Source organism: Ornithinimicrobium sp. (assembly GCF_051004135.1).
In the GTDB taxonomy this organism is placed as follows: Bacteria; Actinomycetota; Actinomycetes; order Actinomycetales; family Dermatophilaceae; genus Ornithinicoccus.
Genome location: NZ_JBPCKQ010000195.1, coordinates 1 through 15070 on the forward strand (window position 1 = coordinate 1; position 15070 = coordinate 15070).

The following is a 15070-nucleotide window of genomic DNA, read 5'->3' on the forward strand; positions in this document are numbered from 1 at the left end:
GATGACCCGCGGGCTACCTGTGTGGACCTGCTCCAGCGGTGCCTGGCTGGCCTGCCCGCCGGCGTCGAGCAGGTCCGGGCCCGCTGGGACGCGGGGTACTTCGCCGGTGAGCTGGCCCATGCCTGCCTGGAGGCCGAGATGGAGTTCGCGATCGGGGTCAAACGCAACACCGCGGTCATCCGCGCTGGCCAAGGGGGTGCCTCAGGATGCGTGGGTGCCGGCGATCGGGATGGCCGACACCGAGGTCGCCGTGATCGACTACCGGCCCAAGGACTGGCCCACCCAGGGAGTCAAGTGCATCGCCCGACGCACCGCCATCCCGGTCGAACGGAGCCCCACCGGGCGAGCCCGTAAGCGGCGCACCATTCCCAGCGACCAGCTCACCCTGGCCCTGGACGGGCGCCTGGAGCACGTGTACGGGTACTCCTTCATCCTGACCAACCTGGACGTGAACACCGCCGAGCAGCTCGCCGAACTCAAGTGGTGGTACCGGCACCGCACCGACCTCGAAGCGCTGAACAAGGACGCCAGACTCGGCGCTGCCCTGCGCCACCTGCCCAGCGCCGATCACCGAGTCAACACCGTGTGGATGTGGGCCGCGCTGCTGGCCTGCGCGATCTCCTCCTGGCTGCAAGAGATCACCGGCATCGACTACGCCAACGGCCGCGGCAGACGCACCCTGACCCGGCTGCGCCGCGAACTGATCTGCGTCCCGGCCCGGCTGACTCGCAGCGGCGGCATCACCTACCTGCGGCTACCACCGGGCGAACAGCTCCTGGCCACCGTCCTGCCCCAGCTACAACAACTGCCCCGCCCCGGCTAAACCGGGACACCGCCGTCCCTACCAGCCGAAAGGACCCCGGGGTGGAACCCCGCCCACCCGACGCGACAGTCGGCTACCATCGCGCCCACCACCCGAAAACGGCCACATCCGGGCCCCTCAATCGAGCAACGGCGCATTCACCCGCCTACTCGTGGATCTGGGTCTGCCGAGCCGCGAGCATCTCGCGCCGAAGGCCATCCGCGTATCTACGGGCGGGCCCGTCTGGGATGCCGCGTCCGGCTCTTGCATCTCGACTCCGGCGTCGGTGCCGACCGACAGTCAGCCCACCGCCTATACCTCAATACCGGCTACATGATCAACGCTCACCAAACTTCACGAGGCGCGGCTGACCGGCTGCCGCAGGTCAGCGAGTTGTTCCCGGTCGGGGATCCCCTATGGCGATCGCTGTCGGGGTTCAGGTGATCGGGTCGAAGGTGCAGTGGGGTCCGTTCGCCGTGACGAGCCTGGTATCACACGTGACCAGCACGGCGTCCAGACGTTCGGCCAAGGCGACATACGCCGCGTCGTAGGCGGTGATGTTGTGGCGCAGTTCCCACATGCGCACCAGCAACGGAGCCAATGGCATCCGTCGGATCGGAAAGTCCGCCAAGTGCGCGAGGGCGCCGGGAACGGCCCGGTCCAAGCGTGGATTGGTCCGTGCCATGCCACGCAACGCGGACACGATCTCCGCATCCAGATGCGCTGGCGCGAACAGCCCGTCCCCCGCTTTCAAGCGCTCGGCCACGAGCGTGTGGCGAGAGTCGTCAGCGGCGTAGAAGACGGCAAGAACCGAGGCATCGATGACCGCCAAGCTCACGACGCCTCGCGGACCTCACGCACCGCCGCCACCGCGTCCTCGGCCGTCACTCCCGTCTCGCGAGGCACCGGGTAGGTGGACACGTACTCAGCAACACGCACCGCCCGCGCAACCTCCACGAGTCGATCGACGACGAAGGAACTCAGCGACTGCCGGTTGTCCTCGGCCGCCGCGACCAGGGCGTCATAGACGTCCTCGGGCACATCGCGCAGGTTCATCCGCTTCATGGTGCCATAATGGCACCATGTGCAGGCCTGCGCCAGTACAGGCCACCAGCAGCCCTAGTGTTGGGGCACTGAGGTGATTAAGGACACATTGGCGTGGGGGAATTGCCAGGGGCCTGTCCGTGTGCTGAGGTTAGGTCATCCTTACCAGGAACCACGACACTTGGAGAAGACCCAGTGACCGCAAACCCAGGCCGCCTCGCCCGCGCGCTCGCCGTCGCCACCACCGCTGCCCTCACCCTCGGCCTGACCGCCTGCGGTTCAGAGGAGGAACCGGCCGACGCCGCCGACGCCGACCCGGCCAACGACGCCGGCTCCTCCGTCGACGACGGTGCGGCGGCCGAGGGTGACGGCACGCTGACCCTCTACAGCGGACGCAACGAGGAGTTGGTGCAGCCGGTCCTGGACATGTTCACCGAGGACACCGGCATCGAGGTCGAGGTGCGCTACGCCGGGACCTCGGAGATGGCCGCGCAGCTGCTGGAGGAGGGTGAGGCCTCCCCGGCCGACGTCTTCCTCGCCCAGGACGCTGGCGCCCTGGGCGAGGTCGCGGCCGAGGGCATGCTCGCCGACCTGCCGCCGGAGACCCTGGAGCTGGTCCCGGAGACCTACCGGTCGGCCGAGGGCACCTGGGTCGGGGTCACCGGGCGCGCCCGCGTCCTGGTCTACAACCAGGACGCCGTCCAGGTCGAGGAGCTGCCGGAGTCGGTGTTCGAGCTGGTCGATCCGCAGTGGTCCGGCCGGGTCGGGGTCGCGCCGACCAACGCCTCCTTCCAGTCCTTCGTCACCGCCATGCGGGTCATCGAGGGCGACGACGTGGCCGAGCAGTGGCTGGCCGACCTGGCCGCCAACGACCCGCAGGTCCGCGAGAGCAACGGCGACATCCTCGCCGACGTCACCGACGGCGTCATCGACGTGGGTCTGATCAACCACTACTACCTCTTCGAGCTGGCCCAGGAGCAGGGGGTGGATCCCGAGGAGCTGGACTCCGCACTGCACTTCTTCCCCGGCGGCGACGTCGGGGGTCTGGTCAACATCGCGGGGGTGGGCCTGGTCGGTGAGCAGGAGGACGGCGACGCCCAGGTCCTCGTGGACTACCTGCTGAGCACGGAGGGTCAGGAGTACTTCCGCACGCAGACCCACGAGTACCCGTTGATCGAGGAGGTGCAGGCAGAGGAGGGACTGCCCGCGCTGGCCGAGCTCGAGGTGCCCGACATCGACCTCAACGACCTGGAGGACCTGCAGACCACGGTCCAGATGATCAGCGAGGCGGGTCTGTCCTGACCTCCCGGCCCCCCCACCCGGCGCTGACCGCCGTGGCCCTCGTGGCCACCGCGGTCGCGCTCATCCCGCTGGCCTACCTGTTGGTGCGCACCGGCGAGGCCGGCCTAGGCCCCTGGTGGGACCGGGTCACCACGGCGCGGGTGGCGGGGCTGACCCTGACCAGCATCCGGCTGGGGGTCGTGGTCGCGGTCGGTGCCCTGCTCCTCGGGGTGGGCAGTGCCTTCCTGGTGACCCGCACCGATGTCCCCGGGCGCCGCGTGTTCGCGGTCGTGGCCGCCTTGCCGCTGGCCGTGCCCAGCTACGTCGCCGCCTTCACCTGGGTCTCGGTGGCCGACCTCTGGTCCTCCACGGCCCGGTTCGAGGGGTTCACCGCGGCCGCGATCGTGCTCACGCTCTACACCTACCCCTACGTCTACCTGCCCGTCGCCGCGGCCCTGACCGGCGCCGACCAGGGTCAGGAAGAAATGGCCCGGTCGCTGGGCCGGGGACCGTGGTCCACGCTGCTCACCATCACCCTGCCGCAGGTCCGCCCGGCCGTCGCCGGGGGCACCCTGCTCGCGGTGCTCTACGTCCTGGCCGACTTCGGTGCCGTCTCCATCCTGCGGGTGGACACCTTCACCCGGGCGATCTTCACCGCCTTCACCGCCGGCTTCGACCGGATCGGGGCACTGACCCTGTCGACGGTCCTGCTGGTGCTCACCGCGCTCATCCTGTTCGGCGAGGGCCGCAGCCGCCGGGCCGGGGCCCGCTACTCCAGCCGGGGTACCTCGCGCCCGGTGCAGCTCGCCCACCTGGGGGTATGGCGCTGGGCCGGCTTCGCCGCCCTGCTGGCCGTGGCCCTCGCGACGCTGGGGGTGCCCGCGGTGTCCATGCTGGGCTGGGTCGGCGAGGGGGTCTCCCGGCCCGAGTCCGTCCCCGCGGTGCTGGCCGCGGCCGCCGGGTCGGTGTCGGTGTCGCTGGCCGGCACGGTGCTGACCATGGCTCTCGCCCTGCCCGTCGGGATCCTGGTGGCCCGCCACCCCGGCCGACTGGGCGCGGCCCTGGAGCGGGCGGCATACCTCGCGCACTCCCTGCCCGGCATCGTGGTCGGGCTGTCCCTGGTCTTCTTCGGGGTGACGGTCGCGTTGCCGTTCTACCAGACCACCTGGCTGCTGGCCCTGGCCTACGCCACGCTGTTCCTGCCGCTCGGGGTGGCCGCGGTCGCCGGTGCGGCCGGGCAGGCGCCGCCGGGCCTGGAGGAGGTGGCCCAGTCCCTCGGCCGGACCCGGCTGCAGGTGTTCGGCACGATCACCCTGCCGCTGACCCTGCCGGGGGTGGGCGCGGGTGCGGCCCTGGTCTTCCTGACCTGTATGAAGGAGCTCCCGGCGACCCTGCTGCTGCGCCCCACCGGGCTGGAGACCCTGGCCACCGAGCTGTGGCAGGCGACCGGTGTCCGGCAGTACGCCGAGGCCGCTCCGTACGCCTTCCTGCTGGTGCTGCTGGCGGCGGTGCCGACCTACCTGCTGGCCCGGCGCACCGGGGTGCTTGCCGGGACCGGGCCGCGGGCCCGGACCGGGGCCCCCGACCGGGACGACACCGGCGCGGGGGACACTGGGGTCCTGAGCGGCACCGGGCTGAGAGGAGCGCCATGACCGCCGTCGAGATCGCGGGGGTCCGCAAGAGCTTCGAGGACGTCACCGCCCTGGCCGACGTCGACCTGTCCCTGGACACCGGCGAGCTGGTCGCGGTCCTCGGCCCATCGGGGTGCGGCAAGACCACCCTGCTGCGCTGCGTCGCCGGGTTCGAGCGGATCGACGGCGGCCGGATCTCGCTGGGCGGCAAGGTGGTGACGCTGCCCGGTGTGCACCTGCCCCCGCACCGGCGCCAGGTCACGGTGGTCCCCCAGGACGGCGCCCTCTTCCCGCACCTGTCGGTGGCCGACAACGTCGGCTACGGCCTGCGCCGGGGACGGGGACGGGACCAGGCGGCCCGGGTCGGGGAGTGCCTCGAGCTGGTCGGCCTCGACGGGCTCGACCGGAGGATGCCGCACGAGCTCTCCGGCGGCCAGCAGCAGCGGGTCGCGGTGGCCCGGGCGCTGGCCCCGCACCCGCCGCTGATCCTGCTCGACGAGCCGTTCAGCGCCCTAGACGCCGCGCTGCGCACCGAGCTGCGGGCCGACGTCCGCCGGGCCCTGTCCGCCGACGGCGCGACCGTCCTGCTCGTCACCCACGACCAAGGCGAGGCGCTGTCGATGGCCGACCGGGTCGCGGTGATGCGCGAGGGTGCGATCCGGCAGCACGGCACGCCCGCCGAGGTCTACCGCCGCCCCGCCGACCCGTGGGTGGCGACGTTCGTGGGGGAGGCGATGCTGCTGCCGGTGACCGGACCGGCCGGCATCCTCCGCCGCGACAGCACGCTGGGGGCGCTGGGCCTGCGACCAGCCGCTGCCCACCTGGACGGCTCGGCGCTGGCCCTGGTCCGGCCCGAGCAGGTCCGGATCGCCCGAGCCGACGGGGTCGGTCCGGGACCGGTGGCGCCGGGGTATGCCGTGCCGGGGCGGGTGGGCCAGGTCGCCTTCCACGGCCACGACGCCCTGATCACCGTGGATCTGGAGCGCGGGCAGCAGGCGATGGTCCGGGTGATCGACGACCCGGCGACCGCAGTGGCCCCCGGGGACGAGGTCCGGGTGTGGGTCGAGGGCGAGTGCACCGCGTTCGCCGGCGACGTCGGCGCAGTTCAGGTATCCGCCCCGGGGGTCACCGCCGTCGGCCGCTGACGCCGGCCCGGTCGCCGGGACGGTCGCTCGTCCCCGTCACGATCTCGCCGAACCTCCGGCCGAACCCCGCCCACGCACCCGCCGCCATCTCCGCTGCCCTCCGCTCGACCTCCTCGGCCACGGCGACGACGTCGATGCCGTCCTCCCGAGGCTGCGGGCCTGACGGGCCCCGGTGGTCCAGCCACGGAAGATCGCGGCCCCGGCCTCCGGGTGCGGCTGGACCCCCCACGCCCGGTCGGCGAACCGGGCGGCCTGCACCGAGCCGTCAGGGGCGTGGGCAGGGCCCCGGAAAGGTCGGTGTGTAGGCCGGTGACCAGCAGGTTCGCGGGTCTGTGACCGGCGTGGCGGCTGTAACGGGTGTGACCTGTCGGTTTGGATGGGAGTTCTCCAGCTGTCCCAGTGCGCCGAGATACGTCCGCATGCTGATGCGAGTCTTCGTAGGGCATGCTGCCGCAGGCGACCGTCCTCAATTCGGCATGTCAGTGCGTCCGGCACCGGAGGGAGGCGGGCCTCCGTGTCCCGGTAACGGATCCCCAAATGAGACGAATAGTCACCTCGGTGACTCCGTTGCCCTGCCGCGCATGCCGGCCGTGAGAGTCTAGTCTCCGCTGAGACGCCAACGGAACACGGCTTGGGGCTCCCTCAGGTGCGCGTCCGCAACTCGACGAGAGCAGCAGTTTCGGACGGCAATTTGCGCACGGGAGCCGTGCCATTTCACATGCTCGATAAGGATGGTCAGTGAGCAACCCGCAGGCGCGGCCGCCAAGACCTTCCAAACCGGTGCCCGGAAGAGGTGGGTCTGGACCCCAGATGCACGTTACCCAGGGTGGTCGAGCATTTCGTAACAGTCTGGGGGGCGGGTGTACCCCAGAAGCACAGAAACCAGAGGTGTGCGTGTAGAGAGGTTCCTAGATGCACGGTGCCGCCTCCACCCCTTCAGCCGCCATCGGCCTGGAGCGGGTCGGCGGGCTGAGCCCTGGGCGCCAGGCGGATCTCGTGCTCCTGGGCGCCGACCACCTCCCGGTGGGCGTCATGGCCGGGGGCAGCTGGGTAGCCAAGCCCTGATCCAGGCGACTGGAAGGGTCGGACCAGCAATGCCATCTGGTCCGGGTCAACCGGTTTGCCGCGGTACCGATCGCGTGGTCGGCATGTTCAGAGCCGATGGAGGACCCGGTCCAGCGCGTCACAGGCGCTCATGAGCTCGGACTCGGTGACCGTGAGAACGGGGCGGAAGCGGATGCTGCGCTCGCCGCAGGAGAGGATGATGACGTGCTCGTCGCGGTACATTCGGTCCACGACGGTGTCGCGCGTATCAGGGTCTGGAAGGTCGAAGGCACACATCAGTCCGCGGCCCCGAGCGTTCGCCACACGTGCAGGGTGTTGCCTCTGCAGAGCCAGGAGCCGGTTCAGCAACGCCTCGCCGAGCGGTGCGATCCGCTCGAACAGCCGGTCGGCCTCGATCACCTCCAGCATCCGCCGGGCGCGCACCATGTCGGTGAGGTTGCCGCCCCAGGTGGAGGCCAGGCGGGAGGACACGTGGAAGGCGTTGTCGGCCACCTCGTCCACTCGCTCCCCGGCCATGATTCCGCAGACGTGGAACTTCTTGCCGAACGCGACGATGTCCGGTTGCAGGTCGAGCTGCAGGTAGGCCCAAGGGGTACCGGTCAACCCGCACCCGGTCTGTACCTCATCGAGGATGAACAAGGCGTCGTGCTCGTGGCACAGCGCCTGCATGGCTTGGAGGAATTCGGGGCGCATGTGGTTGTCTCCGCCTTCGGCCTGGACGGGTTCGGCGATGAAGGCGGCAACGTCGTGCGCGTTGCTCTCGAAGGCGTGCCGGGCCAGTCGCAGCGCCTCGGCTTCTGCTGTCTCGACCGCAGCGAGCTCGTGCTCGTAGGGGAAGGCGAGTGCGGGCACCGGGATGCGTGGCCAGTCGAACCGCGGGAAGCGGGCCACCTTGATGGGAGCGCTGTTGGTCAGCGACATGGTGTATCCGGTGCGGCCGTGGAATGCCTTGCTCAGGTGCATGACCTGGCTGCCGAGCTCAGCAGAGCGGCCGGCGGCCTCGTTGCGCCGCGACTTCCAGTCGAAGGCCACCTTCAGCGCGTTCTCCACGGCCAAGGCCCCACCCTCGATGAAGAACAGGTGGGGTAGGCGGGGGTCGCCGACCACGCGCCTGAAGGTGGCGACGAAGTCGGCGTAGTCGGTGGTGTAGACCCCGGAGCTGGTCGGCTTGTGCAGCGCGACGACGGCCAGCCGGTGGCGGAATGCGGCGTCCTCGACCAGGGCCGGATGGTTCATCCCGAGGGCGTTGGAACCGTAGAAGGAGAACATGTCCAGGTAGGGCGTGCCGTCCCGGGCGTCGAGCAGCCGGGACCCCTGGCTGCGCTCCAGGTCCAGGACGAAGTCGTAACCGTCGACCAGCAGGCTCTCGCGCAGGGTGTCGTGCACTTCGGTGGTGCTGGTCATGTGATTGCCTCAGCTCAGCAGATAGGTGCGGTTCATGGGCACGTGCTCGACCGGCGGGCTGGCCAGCGTTCGCCCGGACAGCCACACCTGCCCGGTGGTGGGGTCGATCTGGATCGGCGGGCTGGAGCGGTTGGCGACCAGGTTGGCACGGGTCAGCCCCCGGGTGCCGTGGACGGGTGAGAGCCGGCGCCGGGTGCGCGGAAGCCCGCCGATGCCGGCGTCCAGGCAAGCCTGCGAGACGAACGTCGTGCCCAGGGCGGCACCGGCTGCCCCCGTGGCACCCCAGTGAGCGCCGTAGGTCACCGGTTGCACGCGTTCGATCGAGCCGTTTCCGTCCCCCAGCGGACCCCATGCCTCGAAGCCGTTCTTCAGCACCAGCTCCGGTTTGACGCCGAACAGCCCCGGTCGCCAGAGCACGATGTCTGCCAGCCGACCGGGCATCAGCGACCCGACCTCGTCGCTGATGCCGTGGACGATGGCCGGCTCGATCGTGTACTTCGCCAGGTACTGCAGGATACGGGGGTTGTCGTCGGGCGGGTTGGCCAGTGGATAGCCGGCATCCGCCCAGTCCGCTCCCGCACTCGCTCGCCAGCGCTTCATCGCGTCGGCCAGCTGCCAGGTGCGCCGGATGGTCTCGGCCATCCGCCCCACGCCCTGGGAGTCGCTGTTGGTGATGCTGATGGCCCCGAAGTCGTGCAAGGGGCCCTCGGCCGCCATCGTCCGCTCGTGCACCCGCTCCCGGACCGCGAGCATGTCGTGGGCCAGATCGGGGTTGCCGCCGTGGACGGCCAGGATCATGTCGACGTGCTCGGCCGCGGTGTAGCGGCCGTAGGGGATGCTCGGCGTCGTGGACGAGCAGATCACGGCCGGGTCGGTCACCAGCAGCATGTTGTCGGGCAGATGACCACCGGCGGATCCTTCGACGTGATACGCGTGGGTGGTCCGCCCGGCGATGGCAGCGAGCGTGTCGTCGATCTCGGCTGACTCATTGAGCCCGTCGGTGTGCAGGCAGACGGCGATGTCGTGAGCGTCGGCCGATCGCAACGCTGCGTCGATCAGCTCGGGGTAGGCACCGAAGTCCTCGTGAACCTTCAGGCCGATGGCGCCGGCGGTGATGACGGCCTCGCTGGTCTCGGGGCGAGACGTCCTGGCGCAGGCCTGTAGGCCGATGTTGACCGGCAGGTCCTCGAAGGCCATCAGCATGCGGTGCATGCCGTAGGGCGGCTCCTCGAAGCCGGCGGTGATCAAGGTGGTGACTCCGGCGGACAGGGCCGATGGAACGAGCCGGGGAGTTGGCAGGTGCACGTGGCTGTCGACGCCGCCCGGTGTGGCGATGAGTCCGTAGGCGGGGATGGGGTAGGTGTTCGGGCCGACCACGAGGTCCTGACCGTGAGCTGCGGGGCCGTTGATCGGGCCGATGCCCACTACTCGGCCGTCCTTGATGCCCAGGTTGGTCTTGAGCACTCCTGCCAGCGGGTCGATGAGCACGACACCGATCACCGCGAAGTCCAGCTCGCTGTCCCGAGGAGCCAGGTCGTTCTGGAACACCCGGCTGCGTAGCGTCTTGCCGAAGCCGAACAGCGGCTCGTCACCGTAGCCGACGTGGTCGGCGCCGACGGTGATGCGAAGGTCAGTGTCGGCCAGGCGCACCTGGTCACCGGTGGTCGGCCCGTACTGCGCGGCGTATGCCGACCGTTCCATCACGAGATCCCCTTCTCGATCCGGTCGGCGGGCACCAGGTCGACGGTCCGGGACTGACCCGGCGCCCACCGCACGAACGCACCGGCTGCCAGGTCCAGACGCCAACCTCGAGTCGCGGGACGATCGAAGGACAGCTTGCGATTGACCAGGTGGAAGGGATAATGGGAGGAGACTCGCACCACCCTCGGTGAGGTGTTCACCACCGTCATCCGGCGTCGCGCAGCCTCGCGTGAGGGGAGGGGCTGATCGCCAAAGCTAAGCTCGCCGGGCCCGGTGCTCGGCCGGCCCAGCGGCCAGCGGATGACGACCAGCCGCGTCCCCTCGTCGAAGAGTGGTTCCACCCGCACCTCCTCGAGCAGCGCCGCGACCCCTGGCAGGACCTGGTCCTGGGTCAGGGCACAAGCTCCCGCCTGAGTGCATTCTTCGTAGCTCGCGCCGGAGCGGGCAGCCCAGTGGACCGTGTCGGCGATGACGGCCACAGCCTCAGGCAGGCTCAGCAGCAGGCCGCGACGCGTGGCCTCCCGCGCCAGCGAGGCAGCGAGGTAGGTGGTGAGCCGGTCACTCTCCGTGGGGTTGAGGTACAAGCGAGCGCTCCTTCGTCATGGGTTGTCCTACTTCTCGTGTCGGAGCATGCCGTGGTCATAGACGACGACGGTGTCGGTCACCGCCGAGTACGCGTAGGATCCGCCTTCGGGCCGGCCGTTACCCGACAGGCCTCGGCCACCGAAGGGTTGTTCGAGCCCCACTGCATCGCTGCGACCGTTGACGGCCAGGACGCCGACCGACAGCCGCTGTCTGGCCTGAGCGACCATCGTCGGATCTGTGGTGTAGACGGCACCGGACAGGCCGTAGCCGCCGATGTTGGCTCGTGACCACACGTCCTGCCCGTCGAAGACCTCTAGGAGCAGGATCGGGGCGAAGACCTCTTCGGTGGTCAACGGGTCGCCGAGCGGCAGGTCGCCGAGAAGTACGGGGGGGAAGTACGCCTCGGCCGTCGCATCCTGGCTGCGCTTGGCCCTCGCGAGCACGCTCGCCCCGCGACTCACGGCCGCGTCCAGTGTGGCCTCAGCGCTGCGCCGAGCCGCCCCCGAGACCATGGAGCCGACGTCCGTGCCGTCGCAACCTGGAGCACCCACGACCAGGTTCTCCATCCGGCGCCGCAGCTCATCGGTCAGCACGGTGGCGACTTCGCGGTGCACCAGGACGCGACGGACTGCTGTGCATTTCTGCCCGGCCAGGGCGGTGGCGGAGGCGATGATCGCCTCGGCGGCTCGTTCGAGGTCGGCGTCGGCGAAGACGACCGCTGCATTGACGCCACCCATCTCCAGGGCTATCCGGGCGAAGCGGGGTGCGACGAGCTGGTTGAGTGCTCGACCGGCGCGGGTCGAGCCGGTGAAGTGCACCCCGGCGACCCGTGGGTCTGCGCACAGCCATCGAGCGACGTCAGCGCCGCCCGGCAGGACCTGCAGCAGGCCGGGCGGCAGGCCCGCCTGCTCGAACAGGCTGGCCGCCTCGACCGCGATACCGGTGGCCAGCTCGGAGGGCTTCCACACGACGGCGTTGCCGGCCATGAGGGCCGGCAGCCACTTCCATGAGGGGGTGACCAGCGGCACGTTCCAGGGGGTCACGGCTGCGATGACACCCAGCGGGACACGGCAGATCAGGGCGCCGGCGAACTCTTCCTCCTCCGGTGGGTGCTCGGCATACCACCGTGCTGAAAGTGCCGTCCACTCGACCTCCGCTGCGGAGTCGCTCGATCGCTTGCCGACCTCGGCGGTGATCGAGGTGGCGAGCCGGTCGCGATGCTCGTCGACCAGGTCGGCGAAGGCATTCAGGATCTGAGCGCGTTGCGCGACCGGAGTGGCAGCCCACGCGGGCCAGGCGTCGACCGCGGTCATCAGCGCCGAGTCCAACTCGCCGCGAGTCACGGCACGGGTGGAGTACACCACCTCGCCGGTGACCGGGTTGCAGCTGCGCACGTCCACGGCCACACCTCCTCCATCGCCCGATGCCACATTGGCAACCAGGGTTGCTCTGTGTCAATTGCTTCGCCATGCTCGCGCCAGGAGGTCCCATGACACTGAGCGCACTGGAGCGGCGCGTGCTGCAGGCCGTCGACCAGGAGGCGGTGGTGAGCACGACCGTTGATCTCATCGGCTTCGAGACGACGGCCCGGGTGGGTGCGGGGCAGGCCCGCGACGAGGCGAAGCTGCAGCACTACGTGGGCCAGCGTGCCGCAGCAGCTGGAGCTGCCGTGGATACCTGGGAGCCGACGCCCCAGGAAGTACCGCCCTCCCGACAGGTCCCTGCGGGGCTGAGCTGGGCAGGCTTTCCGCAGCTGCTGGCCACCGTGCCGGGTGCGGGAGGCGGGCCTCGCTTGCTGCTCAACGGTCACATCGATGCGGTCTCCGCCGAACCGCGCGGGATGTGGAGCGTCGACCCCTACCGGGCCACGGTGCGCGAGGGGCGGGTCTACGGCCGAGGCGCGGTGGACATGAAGGGTGGCGTGGCGGCCATCCTCATCGCCCTCGAGACGCTGCACCGGTGCGGCGTGCGGCTTCGCGGTGACCTCATCGTCAGCACCGTGACCGATGAGGAGTCGACGAGTGCCGGTGGCGTGGCCACCGTCGCCCACGGGTTGCAGGCTGACGCAGCCATCGTCGCCGAGCCCACCGGCCTGGGCATCGGCGTGGCGTGCCGCGGCAGCCTCATGCCCACGGTCCGGGTGCCGGGCCGGTCCGGGCACGTGACCGCCGTCCAACCGCACTGGAGCCAGGGTGGTGCGGTCAGCGCCGCGGAGAAGGCGGCTGTGGTCCTCGAGGCGGTGTCGCGCCTGCGCCAGCACTGGCACGACGATCCCCGCGGTCGTCACCCGCTGCTCCCACCGGCCAGCGTCGTGGCGACGACCATCACCGGTGGTCAATGGCCCGTCTCGTATGCCGCCTCCGTCGACATCGCCTGTCATCTCGCCTATCTCCCCGGCCAGGCAGATGCCGACGGCTACGGGTCGCGGGTGGAGACGGCCTTCACCGACTGGGTGGTGCGCCACGCCGCCACCGACCCCTGGCTGGCCGCGCACCCTCCGACCGTCTCGTGGTCCGTCGACGTGCCCCCCGCCGAATGTCCGCCGAACCATCCTGTCGTCGACATCCTGAGCAGGACCAACCAGGATCTCGGACGACCCACCGGCGTCTTCGGAGCCGACTTCTGGCACGACGGGGCCACCTTCAGTCAGGCCGCAGGGATCCCGTCGGTCGTCTACGGCCCCGGCGACGTGCGTTTGGCGCACGCGATCGACGAGTTCGTCCCCATCGGCGAGCTCACCGCAGCGGCGCAGGGCTTGGCCCTGGCGGCGATGCGCTTCTGTGGGGTGCAGGAGTAGCCCGTGCACGTGCCCCCGCGCGTTCCGCCCGCGTCAGGTCGCCCAGATGGTCACCGTGATCGAGCGATATCCCTTGGCGACCCTGGCCAGCGGGGACCCTCGCGGCGGGCCGCCCGTCCCCACCCATCTGCCGATCCTCCCGGACTGGGACCGTGGGGAGCACGGCACCTTCTCGGCCACCTGGCTCGCGCCAACCCGCACTTCGCGCTGCTGGCCGACGGTTGCATCACCACAAGCTGCCCCGCACATCGACACTTCGGATCAGCCACTTCCCCTACCCGCACCCCAGACGCTACCGGCCATCACGACCCATGCGCACCCCCGTCCGGGCTCGGCTCCTCAGCCAACGCGCCGACGCGCCGGAGGCGTCAAGGTGGAGCGCCCCACTGGACGAACGACCTTGACGGCGACCAGCGTCGGCGCACACTCCCAGGAGCCGATTCCGGGGACTTGACAACAGAAGGGAGCCGGAATGACGTGGCCGATTCCCGCCGTGTGAGTGGAGTCTCTGCTCCATTGGCGCACGTCATTTATCGCTGACAGAACAGCGCCACTTACCGATGACAGTCACAGCAGCGGGCGTACCCAACCAGCATTCGAGCCATGTGGCTGACTGTACCGTTTAGCCTGCCTTCACCGGGCATTTTCCCGGGCGGGCTCTACGGGATCCGGGGGCAGCGGGAGCTAAGCACGACCCGACGCCCGTGGAGCCGACGGGATCGAGTCCCAACGGTGTCCCGGTGAGCGTTCCGCGAACGGACCCTGGCCCGGAGAGATCCTCTCCGCCCCGGCGGGTCCCACGGATTGTGAGCCTGCGGCGCAAGCAGATGGGAGCCGGTCCAGACGATGCGCTGGCATTCGTCGATGACGATTGTCAAGGAGGGTTGCATTCGCGACGTCGGGCTCAGAGGAGGTAGGAGCCGGCCACTCTAGCGCCGGGTCGGGTCAATCCGCCGGCGTAGGTGACATCGCCTCACTCATCCTGCCCACTTGCGAGTCCCTCGGTACAAGGCAGCCCACGCTGCGAAGCCGAGTGCGAGGGTGAGGTACATGACCAGGTAGCTGGGTTGTTCGTACATGCCCCAGTAGAGCACCGCCCCCGCGGCGAGGGACGGCGCCGCAGTCCATGGACGGCGCAGGGCGAGTCCAAGGGTGACCAGTGCGACCGAGATCAGAAGGATTGTGGGCCCGGACTCGAGAAGGAAACCCATCAAGCCGCCCTGGGTAGCTTCGGTGTCGTCCGACATGCCGGCCATGCCTCCCGCCGCACCAGCGCCGACGAGACCGATCGCTGGCAGCACCATCGCCACCGTGCATGCGGCGGTGCCAGCGATGCCGAGCAGCCCGGCGGATCGGGAGCTGGTTCCACGCGCGAGGTTGCGGCGCGTGGTCAGGGTGGGATCCATCTTGAGCATGACCTTCCGTGGTTGGCCTGACGCTCGGGGGTGTTGTGTGTCGAACAGTACGACCTTGCCCCTGGGGCAAGGTCAACCTTGGGACCGTCGTAACTTGGTGGTTCCGCCGCGGCACCGGCTGGCGCGTTGGAGATGGCGGCGGCCCGCTTGCGGTGTCGGCGTGCTCGGCCGGCGACGAGGAGCCCGCCCCCGGTGAGGAG

Annotated in this window: 13 protein-coding genes; 6 read left to right on the top strand and 7 right to left on the bottom strand. The window is 70.0% G+C overall.

What is annotated here, in order from left to right; genetic code table 11:
* The first annotated feature begins 214 nt into the window (after positions 1–214).
* Positions 215–823, top strand: coding sequence for a transposase (locus tag ACR2FV_RS13810; RefSeq protein ID WP_434016275.1), 609 nt, complete (start codon positions 215–217; stop codon positions 821–823).
* A 415-nt stretch (positions 824–1238) separates the two neighbouring features.
* On the opposite strand, the gene ACR2FV_RS13815 is transcribed toward ACR2FV_RS13810, so the two are convergent.
* Together ACR2FV_RS13815 and ACR2FV_RS13820 are read right to left on the bottom strand one after the other, a co-directional pair.
* A complete protein-coding gene (locus ACR2FV_RS13815) occupies positions 1239–1640 on the bottom strand; it encodes a type II toxin-antitoxin system VapC family toxin (RefSeq protein ID WP_434016276.1) in 402 nt (133 codons plus the stop codon).
* The gene (locus ACR2FV_RS13820; protein WP_434016277.1) at positions 1637–1867 is read right to left on the bottom strand and encodes a hypothetical protein; all 231 of its coding nucleotides are present in this window, start codon (positions 1865–1867) and stop codon (positions 1637–1639) included. The genes ACR2FV_RS13815 and ACR2FV_RS13820 overlap by 4 nt, the downstream gene beginning before the upstream one ends.
* Before the next feature lie 174 nt (positions 1868–2041).
* Here ACR2FV_RS13820 and ACR2FV_RS13825 point away from each other — a divergent pair, with 174 nt between their 5' ends.
* The 4 genes from ACR2FV_RS13825 to ACR2FV_RS13840 all read left to right on the top strand — a co-directional run bounded on the left by ACR2FV_RS13825 (position 2042) and on the right by ACR2FV_RS13840 (position 6968).
* The gene (locus ACR2FV_RS13825) at positions 2042–3148 is read left to right on the top strand and encodes an iron ABC transporter substrate-binding protein (protein ID WP_434016278.1); all 1107 of its coding nucleotides are present in this window, start codon (positions 2042–2044) and stop codon (positions 3146–3148) included.
* Between the two features lie 32 nt (positions 3149–3180).
* Entirely contained in the window at positions 3181–4779 is a 1599-nt protein-coding gene (locus ACR2FV_RS13830; RefSeq protein ID WP_434016279.1) for an ABC transporter permease, read from the top strand.
* Entirely contained in the window at positions 4776–5903 is a 1128-nt protein-coding gene (locus ACR2FV_RS13835) for an ABC transporter ATP-binding protein (RefSeq protein WP_434016280.1), read from the top strand. The genes ACR2FV_RS13830 and ACR2FV_RS13835 overlap by 4 nt, the downstream gene beginning before the upstream one ends.
* A gap of 912 nt (positions 5904–6815) precedes the next feature.
* The gene (locus ACR2FV_RS13840) at positions 6816–6968 is read left to right on the top strand and encodes a hypothetical protein (RefSeq protein WP_434016281.1); all 153 of its coding nucleotides are present in this window, start codon (positions 6816–6818) and stop codon (positions 6966–6968) included.
* A gap of 87 nt (positions 6969–7055) precedes the next feature.
* On the opposite strand, the gene lat is transcribed toward ACR2FV_RS13840, so the two are convergent.
* From lat to ACR2FV_RS13860, 4 genes are read right to left on the bottom strand one after another with little or no spacing between them, the layout of a single operon-like run.
* Positions 7056–8372, bottom strand: coding sequence for an L-lysine 6-transaminase (gene lat / locus ACR2FV_RS13845; RefSeq protein WP_434016282.1), 1317 nt, complete (start codon positions 8370–8372; stop codon positions 7056–7058).
* A gap of 9 nt (positions 8373–8381) precedes the next feature.
* Positions 8382–10073, bottom strand: coding sequence for an urease subunit alpha (locus ACR2FV_RS13850; protein WP_434016283.1), 1692 nt, complete (start codon positions 10071–10073; stop codon positions 8382–8384).
* On the bottom strand, positions 10073–10657 hold the full coding sequence (locus tag ACR2FV_RS13855; RefSeq protein ID WP_434016284.1) for an urease subunit gamma: 585 nt from the start codon (positions 10655–10657) through the stop codon (positions 10073–10075). Before ACR2FV_RS13855 ends, ACR2FV_RS13850 begins: the two co-directional genes overlap by 1 nt.
* 27 nt (positions 10658–10684) lie before the next feature.
* The gene (locus ACR2FV_RS13860) at positions 10685–12064 is read right to left on the bottom strand and encodes an aldehyde dehydrogenase family protein (RefSeq protein ID WP_434016285.1); all 1380 of its coding nucleotides are present in this window, start codon (positions 12062–12064) and stop codon (positions 10685–10687) included.
* Between the two features lie 83 nt (positions 12065–12147).
* On the opposite strand from ACR2FV_RS13860, the gene ACR2FV_RS13865 reads away from it, so the two are divergent.
* Complete coding sequence (locus ACR2FV_RS13865) at positions 12148–13455, top strand: M20/M25/M40 family metallo-hydrolase (protein WP_434016286.1); 1308 nt, start codon at positions 12148–12150, stop codon at positions 13453–13455.
* Positions 13456–14432: 977 nt separating this feature from the next.
* On the opposite strand, the gene ACR2FV_RS13870 is transcribed toward ACR2FV_RS13865, so the two are convergent.
* Positions 14433–14861 (bottom strand): hypothetical protein, encoded by a 429-nt coding sequence (locus ACR2FV_RS13870; RefSeq protein ID WP_434016287.1) that lies wholly within the window; start codon positions 14859–14861, stop codon positions 14433–14435.
* Between the last annotated feature and the right edge of the window lie 209 nt (positions 14862–15070).